Raw genomic sequence first — 10,048 nt, 5'->3', positions numbered from 1 at the left:
TTATATATCTTATTGCATTAATAATCGCTCTAATATCGTGTTTTCTTGGCCTTCCTATTGCCCCTTGTGCAACGTATGGCTCTAGTATTTCCCATTCTTTGTCACTTATGTCACTTGGATACATTTTTTTACCTCTTAATTCTACATTTGCTTTAGTATATTTATCTTTTCATTTCTTTTCAAGACATCTTCTAAGTGAGCGATCTTTACTTTCGTCTGTTATAAGCTTTGCAACTTTTAGGCTGTCTCTTGCAATTGCAAGTTGTAAAGGGGTGTTACGAAGAAAATCCCATGCATAGATATCTGCTTTTTTGTCAAGGAGGACTTTTGTTGCTTCTGCACTGTTATACATGGCAGCATAGTGCAACGGTGTGCGTTTATAACAATCTTTTGAGTTAACATCCGCTCCTGCTTTTATCAGATAATCTGCCATTTTATCACAATTAAGTGCAGTTGCTATATGTAATAAAGTACAGCCTTGAGCAAAGACGTGAGAGCCAAGATCTATAATATGAGGATGCCGGTAGTTCACCTTTGATGAATTCATAATATGTAAAATTTCACACATCAATTCAATCACATTCTTTTCATTGAGATCTGGGTTGCTATTGAGGTTTTGTAATGCTATTTCTATTGTCATTCTAATTAAAATATATGATATTATATTAATAATTTATATTAAAAAATTAATCAACTAAAATTTACTTAGTTGGTTGTGGTGAATGAGAGTTATCACATTTCACTTCCTTTAATGTGCTACTCAGTTCATATTTTGCCCACATATATGCGATTCCATAGGCAATAACACCCGCTAAAATCATAGATGCTATAGTTGCTCCTGTTATTATAGATGCAGATAATTCGGTGCTCTCAACAAGGACTATTGGAGTTATTGCAGTGGCTATGATCACCATCATGACAGCAGTTGCTTCGCCTTTCAATTTAGATGTTTTAGTAATGTATGCCGGAACACATGCTCGATCTGCACCGTTAGCTATTAAAAGCGTTGCAGTTTCTAGATCATCATTTTCAAATGCAACTTGTAAAGGAGTGCGATCACGTGCATCTTTTGAATTAACATCCGCTCCTGCTTTTATCAAACAATCTGCTAGTCTAGGACAATTATATTCGGCTGCTATATGTAATAAAGTACAATGAATAAGAATGGGTTTAAAGCTGCCATAATACATCATCTTGTGACGCGAATAGTTCACATCTGATGAGTTGCTCACAAGATACGGTATGCACCTACGCATCATTCCAATCACAGTCTCATGATTGAGACCTTGATGGTCATTAAGTTCTAGTAATATTTTTCCAACAGTTACCGATGCACCATTAGCTATTAGGAACCTTGCAATTTCAAGATAATTATTTTCAAGTGCATAGTGCAAAGGAGTGTTTCCATAACAATCATGCCTATTATTTGCTCCATTTTCAATGAGGACTTTTGCTGCTTCTATATTGCCTTGCATGGCAGCATAGTGTAAAGGAGTGCGACCATGTTCATCTTCTGAGTTAACATTCGCCCCGCTTTCTATAAGAAGTTTTGCTAGTCTAGGACAATCAAATAAAGCAGCTACATGTAATAAAGTACAATGAATAAAAATAAGGGAGCTAGCATGATATATAATTTTATGACGCGAATAGTTCACATTTGGTGAATTCATAACAGATAAAACTTCACACATCATTTTAATCACAGTATATTTATTTAGATCCGGGCGATCATTGAGAGCTTGTAATACTTCTTTATTACTTATCTGTGCACCTTTAGATATTAGGAACTTTGCAACTTCTCGATAACCATTGTCAAGTGCATAATACAAAGGTCTTATTCTATATATATCCTGTTCATTGACATTTGCTCCATTTTCAATGAGGACTTTTGCTACTTCTATATTGTCACCGTCTATGGCAGCATAGTGTAAAGGAGTGCGACCATGTTCATCTTCTGAGTTAACATTCGCCCCTCTTTCTATAAGAAGTTTTGCTAGTCTAGGACAGTTAAATCTGGCTGCCATATGTAATAAAGTACAACCTGGTACAAAGACTTCGGTGCCAAAAATAAAATCTTCAAGATTCTGGTAGTTCACATCTTGAAAATGCTGTGAGTTCATATCTTGAAAAATAAATTTCTTTATCATTGCAAGTATGTTGTCCTTATTTAGCCCTGAGTTATTATTGAGCTCTTTGAATGCTTCCTCAATATTTACTATACTAGAACCTTTAAGGCCTGGTGACACTTTTTTCCTTTGATTTTCTCTTGTCATTGTAATGCTAATTAAAATATATGATATTAAGGATATCATATATTAAAATTTTAATCAATCACTTCCTGCAGTTAGTTTAAGTTGGTTGTCGTGAACAAGAGGGTGCATCATATAATTTCACTCTATCTAATTTCACATCATCTAATTTCACTGCATCTAATTTGCTATTAATTGTACGTTGTGTCCACGTATATGCAAGCTCGTAAGCAATAACACCCACTGAAACCACAGATACTAGAGCTCCTTCCATTACTGCAAACACAGAGAAATTGGTGTTATATGTAAGAATTAATGGAGTTATAGCCGCGGCTGTGGCTGACGTAACGCAAGCTATTGCTATACATTTCCTTTTGGATGTTTCAGTAATGTATGCATGAAGATCTGAGCGATCTGCACCGTTATTTAGTAGGAACTTTGCAATTGGAAAATTTGTAGGTCTTAGATGATTATCTTGCAGTGCATAATACAAAGGTTGTCTTTTAAAATGGTCCTCTTGATTGATATTTGCTCCGTTTGCAATGAGGATTTTTGCTACTGCTATATTGCTACCGTATATGGCAGTATAGTGCAACGGAGTGCACCCGTCAGAATCTCGTGAATCAACATCCGCTCCTGCTTTTATAAGAAAATTTGCTATTATATGACAGTCAAATTTGGCTGCTATATGTAATAAAGTATAACTTGATTGAATGCTATCAATTGCATTTGCATTGTAAGAAGGTATAAATTTATTCATTATTTCAACTACATTCTTCTCATTTAGATTGGGGTTGCTATTGAGTTCTTGTAATTTTTTTTCTGTTGCTACTTCTGATACATCCTGTGTAAAAGGTATAGATTTATTTACTTCTACCATCATTTTTGATGTAGAAGGTATAGCTTTACTCGCCATTTCAATCTGATTTAGATTTGGGTTGCTATTGAGATCTTGTAATTCTTTTTCTATGGTTACTTCTATCATTATTTCTGATGTAGAAGGTATAGCTTTACTTGCCATTTCAATCTCATTGACCTGATCTAGATTGGGGTTTCTATTGAGATCTTGTAATTCTATTTCTATTGTCATTATAACCCTCATTAAAATGTATCGTTTGATGATATATATATTTAAAATTTGATCAACTTATTTTTACCTACCACTTCCTGCAGTTAGTTTAAGCTGGTTGTGGCGAAAGAGGAGTGGCATCATCACATTCCACTTCATCTAATTTGCTATTACGTTCATGTTTTGAGCACATAGATTCAAGCTTGTAAATAATACCACCCGTTGTAAGTGCGGATGCTATAGCTCCAATCATTGTAAATGTAGGTGATTCGGTGGTATATAAAAGGATTGATAAAGTTACAACAAAAGCTGTGGATATAATGATATCAAAGGTATTAATTCTTTCATCTTTTGCTTTTTGAATAATGTGTGTCTGAATAGGTAGATCTGCACCGTTATCTATTAGGAACTTTGCAGTTCTCATATAATTATTTTTAAGTGCATAGTACAAAGGTTCTGTTCCACAACACTCCTGTGCATTGACATTTGCTCCTGCTGCAATGAGGACTTTTGCTACTTCCATATTGTCATTTATGGCAGCATAATGTAAAGGAGTTTTGCCACCAAGTACATTATTTTTAAGTGCATAGTACGGTTCTGTTCCACAACGCTCCTGTGCGTTGACATTTGCTTCTGCTGCAATTAGGATTTTTACTACTTTTATATTGTCTCCATACTTAACAGCATAGTGTAAAGGGGTTTCGCTTCCAAGTATATCTCGTAAGTCAACCTTTGCTCCTCTTTCTATAAGAAAACTTGCTATTCTATCACAGTTAAATCTGGCTGCTATATGTAATAAAGTACATGGAACAAAAAAAATGCCAGGGCCATAAACACTATACCACTGGTAGTTCACATCTGATGAATCCTCCCCCTGAGAAGGTACAATTTTACTCATCATTTCAACCACATTCTCCTCATTTAGATTTGGGTTGCTATTGAGATCTTGTAATTCTTTTTCTATTGTCACTTCTACCATTATTTCTGATGTAGAAGGTACAGGTTTACTCGCCATTTCAATCTGATTTAGATTTGGGTTGCTATTGAGATCTTGTAATTCTATTTCTATTGTCATTATAACCCTCATAAAAATGTATCGTTTGATGATATATGTATTTAAAATTTGATCAATTTATAATTTTACCCACCACTTCCTGCAGTTAGTTTAAGCTGGTTGTGGCGAAAGAGGAGTGGCATCATCACATTCCACTTCATCTAATTTGCTATTACGTTCATGTTTTGCCCGTATATATTTGAACCCAGAAGCAATACCACCAACCATAAGTGCAGATGCTACAGTTGCTCCCATTATTGCATATTTAGATAATTCGGTGGTCTGAGAAAGGACTATTGGAGTTATGGCAGTGGCTATGAATCCCGCAATGGTAGCCATTACTTCGCCGTCCCCTATGGATTTTTCAGCAATGTATGTATGAAAACAGGATCGATCTGCATCGTTATCTATTAGAATCCTTGTAACTTCTGTATAGCCTCTTTCACATGCATATTGTAAGGGAGGTTTTTTAAAAAAGTCCTGAGTATTGATATTTGCTTTTGCTGCAATGAGGACTTTTGCTGCTTCTGTACTGCCATACATGGCAGCATAGTGTAACGGTGTGCACTCGTCATAATTTCGTGAGTCAACATCCGCTCCTTTTCTTATAAGAAAGTCTGCTATTTTATCACAATTAAGTGCAGCTGCTATATGTAATAAAGTACAACCTTGAGCGAAGATGTAAGAGTTAAGATCTATAATATAAGGATGCCGGTAGTTCACATCTGGTGCAGAAGGTATAAACTTACTCATCATTTTAACCACATTGTTTTCATTTAGATCTGGGTTGTTATTGAGATTTTGTAATTCTCTTTCTACTGTCATTTCCATTGTTACTTCTATTGTCACTTTTGATGTAGAAGGTACAGGTTTACTCGCCATTTCAATCGCATTTTCCTTACTTAGCTTGTCTCTACTATTAAAATCTTGTAATGTTTTTTTTGTTGACATTATAACCCTCATTAAAATGTATTGTTTGATGATATATATATTTAAAATTTGATCAACTTGTTTTTACCTACCACTTCCTGTGGTTAGTGTTATCCGGCAGCTGGTTGTGGTGAATGAGAGTAGGCAGCATCACAGCTCACTTCAGCTAATTTGCTACTCAGTGCATATTTTGACCACGTATACATAGCTCTGCAAATAGTGCCACATATTACAGCAGCACCAACTATTATTGATGCAATTATAAAGCCGGATAGAAGTAGTGCTCCCAAGATATATGGATCGCTCAATAATAGGAAAGACCCCAGCAAGCCTAATGTTATCGCAACTCCTGTGACTACAGTGAATTTACAAATCATATCAAAAGCTTTGTTTGCTTTGTTGGGATTCATTGTACGAAGACATGATTGATCTGCACCTTTATCTATTAAGAGTTTTGTGGATTTTATATGATCGTCTATGAGACTTGCGATTTCTGGATGATTATATTTAAGTGCATAATAATAAGGAGTTCTATTTGAGCAGTCCTGTGAAACAATACATGCTCCTTTGTTAATGAAGACTTTTGCCACTTCTATATGGCCTTGTATGGCAGCATAGTGTAAAGGAGTGCGACCACGTGCATCTTTTGAGTTAACATCCGCTCCTCTTTCTATAAGAAGTTCTGCTAGTCTATGACAATTAAATAAAGTGGCTACATGTAGTAGAGTACACTTCTCAAATGTCGCTACGTCTGCATATAGTGAATCTTTATAGTAAAAATTTATTAATTTAAACGGGGAATTTACATCTGATAATTTTATGCCAACCGCATCCTGCATTCTTTTAAACACACTGTCCTTATCGAGATGAGGATCAATATTGAGGGCGTGTAATCTTTTTTCTGTTGTCATTGTAACTCAAATTAAAATATATTATATTAATAACATATATAAATAAATTAATCAATTTGTTTTTACCTACCACTTGAACCAAAGCCGCCTGTATTGCGGTCAGTTTCATCGATGGTGAACTCTTCCACGTTATGCCAAATTATTTTGGGTACAGGAGTAATAAGAATTTGTGCAATTCTGTCGCCTTTTTTTATTTCATACGATTGATCACTGAGGTTAATAAGGCACACTTTAATCTCGCCGCGATAATCTGAGTCTATGGTGCCGGGAGAGTTTAGTACTGCAATTCCATGTTTTGCTGCTAAGCCTGAACGTGGCCTCACTTGTCCCTCGAATCCATTAGGTATGGCGATAATAATTCCAGTAGGCACCAAAAATCTCTCTAGTGGTTTTAAGATAATAGAAGCATCCACTGCAGCATACAGATCCATGCCAGCACTTCCTACGGTTGCATAGCATGGTAACTTTCCATGTAGTAACTTTTTTATTTCTACTTTTATTTCAGTTGTCATTGTAGTTTGTATCTATAAAAACTTTATTGTAGCACAAAACAGGTCTATTGAGAGGTTTTATTTGCAAAATGTAACACGAACAAGTAACATAAATTAAATTACAAAGTTTATTGCTATCAAAAAATAATGGAAGAAAAGTTAATATATTACTTCAGTCAGAATAAATGTGAAGGCAATGCAGAAATGAAAAATCTGCTAGGAGGGAAGGGGGCCAATTTAGCAGAAATGTGTAATATTGGTATTCCCGTTCCTCCTGGTTTCACGATCTCCACTTCTGCTTGCAAGGTGTACTGTCAGCGCAAGGTATACTGTCAGCACAAAAAATTACCTGACGATGAAATTAAAGAATATATGGCGATGTTGGAAGATGATATTGGTCGTAAATTTGGCGATCCAAGCAATCCGCTGTTAGTGTCAATACGTTCCGGTAGTGTCAATTCAATGCCAGGTATGCTTGATACTATTTTAAATGTTGGGCTAAATGATGAAACTGTTGTTGGGCTTGCACAGAAAAGTGGTGAACGTTTTGCTTACGATAGCTATTGTCGTTTTATCACCATGTATTCTAATGTTGTACTACAATTGGATCACCATTTGTTTCAAAGTGTTGTTGATGAGGCACAACGTGAAAATAGAGTAAAAAGTTTAGCTGATCTTGATGTTAGTACCTTAAAAAGGATAGTGCACGATTTTAAAGAGATAGTGCATAAAAACACGGGTAAACATTTTCCACAAAATGTTGAAGAGCAGTTGTTGAATTCTGCAGATGCAGTGTTTGTATCTTGGAACAATGACAGAGCAGTTTCTTACAGACGAATACATAATATTTCCGAGGATCTTGGCACTGCAGTGAATGTGCAAGCAATGGTATTTGGCAATTTAAATGACAATTCCGCTACTGGCGTGATATTTACACGTAACCCTTCAACGGGAGAAAAAAGATGTTTTGGTGAGTTTTTAGTAAATGCTCAAGGAGAAGACGTGGTTTCTGGCGTTTATACTCCTCTTTCGGTCAATGGAATCTCAGAAAGCACCATGGAAAAGCTAATGCCGGATGTTTATCGTGAACTTTGTCAAGTGTGTGAAAAACTCGAAATGCACTATAAAGATATGCAGGACGTAGAATTTACCGTACAGGATGGCAAATTGTGGATTTTGCAGACTAGGTCAGGTAAACGCACCGCTGAATCCTCTGTCCGCATAATGGTGGATATGGTAAATGAAGGAATAATTACAAAAGAAGAAGGTATACTGAGAATTGAACCAAAAACTCTTGATAATTTACTGCATCCAGTGCTTGATATTAAGGGGCACCAAGAAGTAATAGGGAAGGGGCTTCCTGCTTCTCCTGGAGTTGCCTCTGGATATGTTGTCTTCAATACACATGATGCCGAAAAAGCAGTAGAACAAGGTAAGAAAGTAATTTTAGTGCGAGCGGAAACAAGCCCTGAAGACATCAATGGCATGAATGTCGCAAGTGGCATTATAACGGCAAGGGGAGGGATGACATCACATGCTGCCGTTGTGACTCGTGGAATGGGAAAACCTTGTATTTGCAGTGTAAATGGACTTTATATTGATAAAGATGAAACTTTTCTTTCATTAGGCGAAATAAAGGTCAATCAAGGTGAACCAATTACCATGAATGGCAGCACTGGAGAAGTGATGTTAGGCATTCTTCCTACTATTTTACCAGGGTTATCACATGAGTTTGCAACAGTGATGAAGTGGATAGATGGGATAAAAACAATAAAAGTGCGAGCAAATGCTGATACGCCAAAGGACGCAGAAATAGCTAAAATGTTCGGTGCAGAAGGTATAGGTTTGTGTCGCACAGAGCATATGTTCTTTGCCCGTGATAGGATTGAGTTTATTCAAAAATTAATTATAGCTGATGATAACAATGCAAGAGAAGATGCATTGGAAAAATTAGAAGAAATGCAGAGATCTGATTTTAAAAAAATATTTTCTATCATGGAAAATAAGGAAGTCACAATACGTCTACTTGACCCGCCTCTGCACGAATTTTTACCTAATAATCAAGCTGCTATAGAGAAATTGGCCAAGTCACTAAATAAGTCAATTGAATCGATACAAAGTAAAATAGCAAAACTATCAGAAAAAAATCCAATGCTAGGTAATCGCGGTTGTCGGCTGGCAATTTCTTACCCTGAAATATATAGAATGCAGATTAGAGCAATATTAAGCACTGCAGATGAATTACAAAAAGAACAAGCAAAAAAGATCAAACCCGAAATCATGATTCCCTTCATCATGAGCGAAAAGGAATTAATGTTAATATGTAAGTTAGCACAAGAAGAGGCTAAAAAATTTAGTGTAGAATATTTAATTGGCACTATGATAGAATTGCCAAGGGCTGCACTTATTGCTGATAAGTTAGCAAGGCATGCACAATTTTTTAGTTTTGGTACTAATGACTTAACGCAAACAACCATGGGGCTTTCGCGAGATGATTCAGTCGATTTTTTTGATTCTTATAAAGAAAATAAAATATTTGAAAATGATCCATTTGAAATGCTCGACTTTGAGGGAGTGGGTGAATTAATAAAAATAGCTATTGAAAGAGGGAAAAAAACTCGTCCAGAGATTAAAATAGGTATATGTGGAGAGCACGGTGCAAATCCAGAGTCTATAGAGTTTTTTATTGAGTTAGGTTTAGATTACGTGTCATGCTCTCCTTATAGAGTACCAATTGCAAAATTGGTTGCAGCACAAAAAAAAATCTTAAATTAAAGGTATATTTGAGTTTTGTTCATAGAGTAAATATATTGTAATATTATTATTAATTTCTTGATCATTTTTATTAAGTATATAATAATTAAAACTTATTATTTTGATAGGAGAAATTATGAACGTTGATCGTTTAGAAAGAATAGACATACTGTAATTGCTGTTGAGTAATGGAGAGACATACTCCATTATTTTAGCACGAAGTAACGAATTCAATAGAATAAGTTCTTCAAAAAACTTTTACAGTAGGAGTAGTCTTATGAAATATTATAGCGGATTAGATGTCTCACTCAAAGAAACTTTTGTTAGGCTCTGTGAACCAAAATTCAAGCAAGCCATATGAGAGTACCAACGAAGTTCAAAAAGCCCATGAAAAGGGAGTGTTAAATAAACTGTGTCAAACCGAAAAATGATATATTAATGATATAAAAAATGGAGGTTTAACAAATGAAAGAAAAAAGAGCAAACAACTATGTTGGATTAGTAAACTATCAAGAATTAGAGACAAATATCCTGTCATCTATAAGAGAAGGTAAACCACTAACCGGAAGAGAAGGAGCACTGACACCTTT

At 35.5% G+C, this 10,048-nt stretch carries 8 protein-coding genes and 1 pseudogene; 2 read left to right on the top strand and 7 right to left on the bottom strand.

What is annotated here, in order from left to right:
• Positions 1-169: 169 nt before the first annotated feature.
• From IC220_RS04915 to dut, 7 genes are all read right to left on the bottom strand, one after another.
• Entirely contained in the window at positions 170-640 is a 471-nt protein-coding gene (locus IC220_RS04915; protein ID WP_188153424.1) for an ankyrin repeat domain-containing protein, read from the bottom strand.
• Between the two features lie 61 nt (positions 641-701).
• Complete coding sequence (locus tag IC220_RS04910; protein WP_188153423.1) at positions 702-2,273, bottom strand: ankyrin repeat domain-containing protein; 1,572 nt, start codon at positions 2,271-2,273, stop codon at positions 702-704.
• A gap of 76 nt (positions 2,274-2,349) precedes the next feature.
• The gene (locus IC220_RS04905) at positions 2,350-3,339 is read right to left on the bottom strand and encodes an ankyrin repeat domain-containing protein (RefSeq protein ID WP_188153422.1); all 990 of its coding nucleotides are present in this window, start codon (positions 3,337-3,339) and stop codon (positions 2,350-2,352) included.
• Positions 3,340-3,427: 88 nt separating this feature from the next.
• Positions 3,428-4,393, bottom strand: a complete 966-nt coding sequence (locus tag IC220_RS04900) for an ankyrin repeat domain-containing protein (RefSeq protein WP_188153421.1) — start codon at positions 4,391-4,393, stop codon at positions 3,428-3,430.
• Between the two features lie 90 nt (positions 4,394-4,483).
• Positions 4,484-5,323, bottom strand: coding sequence for an ankyrin repeat domain-containing protein (locus IC220_RS04895; RefSeq protein WP_188153420.1), 840 nt, complete (start codon positions 5,321-5,323; stop codon positions 4,484-4,486).
• Between the two features lie 89 nt (positions 5,324-5,412).
• On the bottom strand, positions 5,413-6,213 hold the full coding sequence (locus IC220_RS04890; RefSeq protein ID WP_188153419.1) for an ankyrin repeat domain-containing protein: 801 nt from the start codon (positions 6,211-6,213) through the stop codon (positions 5,413-5,415).
• A gap of 62 nt (positions 6,214-6,275) precedes the next feature.
• Entirely contained in the window at positions 6,276-6,725 is a 450-nt protein-coding gene (dut, locus tag IC220_RS04885; RefSeq protein ID WP_188153418.1) for a dUTP diphosphatase, read from the bottom strand.
• A gap of 126 nt (positions 6,726-6,851) precedes the next feature.
• Between dut and ppdK the strand changes: the two genes are divergently transcribed.
• Together ppdK and IC220_RS04875 are read left to right on the top strand one after the other, a co-directional pair.
• Complete coding sequence (gene ppdK / locus IC220_RS04880; RefSeq protein WP_188153417.1) at positions 6,852-9,479, top strand: pyruvate, phosphate dikinase; 2,628 nt, start codon at positions 6,852-6,854, stop codon at positions 9,477-9,479.
• A gap of 444 nt (positions 9,480-9,923) precedes the next feature.
• Positions 9,924-10,048: pseudogene (locus IC220_RS04875) on the top strand (IS256 family transposase); the annotation flags it as partial.

It is taken from the genome of Wolbachia endosymbiont of Pentalonia nigronervosa, assembly GCF_014534705.1.
Lineage (GTDB): Bacteria > Pseudomonadota > Alphaproteobacteria > Rickettsiales > Anaplasmataceae > Wolbachia.
The sequence above is the reverse complement of the archived record's forward strand: the minus strand, read 5'-3'. Positions and strand labels throughout refer to the sequence as shown.

Coding starts and splice junctions, on each gene's coding strand:
- IC220_RS04915 (WP_188153424.1), bottom strand. CDS start 640: ATGACAATAGAAATAGCATTACAAAACCTCAATAGCAACCCAGATCTC.
- IC220_RS04910 (WP_188153423.1), bottom strand. CDS start 2,273: ATGACAAGAGAAAATCAAAGGAAAAAAGTGTCACCAGGCCTTAAAGGT.
- IC220_RS04905 (WP_188153422.1), bottom strand. CDS start 3,339: ATGACAATAGAAATAGAATTACAAGATCTCAATAGAAACCCCAATCTA.
- IC220_RS04900 (WP_188153421.1), bottom strand. CDS start 4,393: ATGACAATAGAAATAGAATTACAAGATCTCAATAGCAACCCAAATCTA.
- IC220_RS04895 (WP_188153420.1), bottom strand. CDS start 5,323: ATGTCAACAAAAAAAACATTACAAGATTTTAATAGTAGAGACAAGCTA.
- IC220_RS04890 (WP_188153419.1), bottom strand. CDS start 6,213: ATGACAACAGAAAAAAGATTACACGCCCTCAATATTGATCCTCATCTC.
- dut (WP_188153418.1), bottom strand. CDS start 6,725: ATGACAACTGAAATAAAAGTAGAAATAAAAAAGTTACTACATGGAAAG.
- ppdK (WP_188153417.1), top strand. CDS start 6,852: ATGGAAGAAAAGTTAATATATTACTTCAGTCAGAATAAATGTGAAGGC.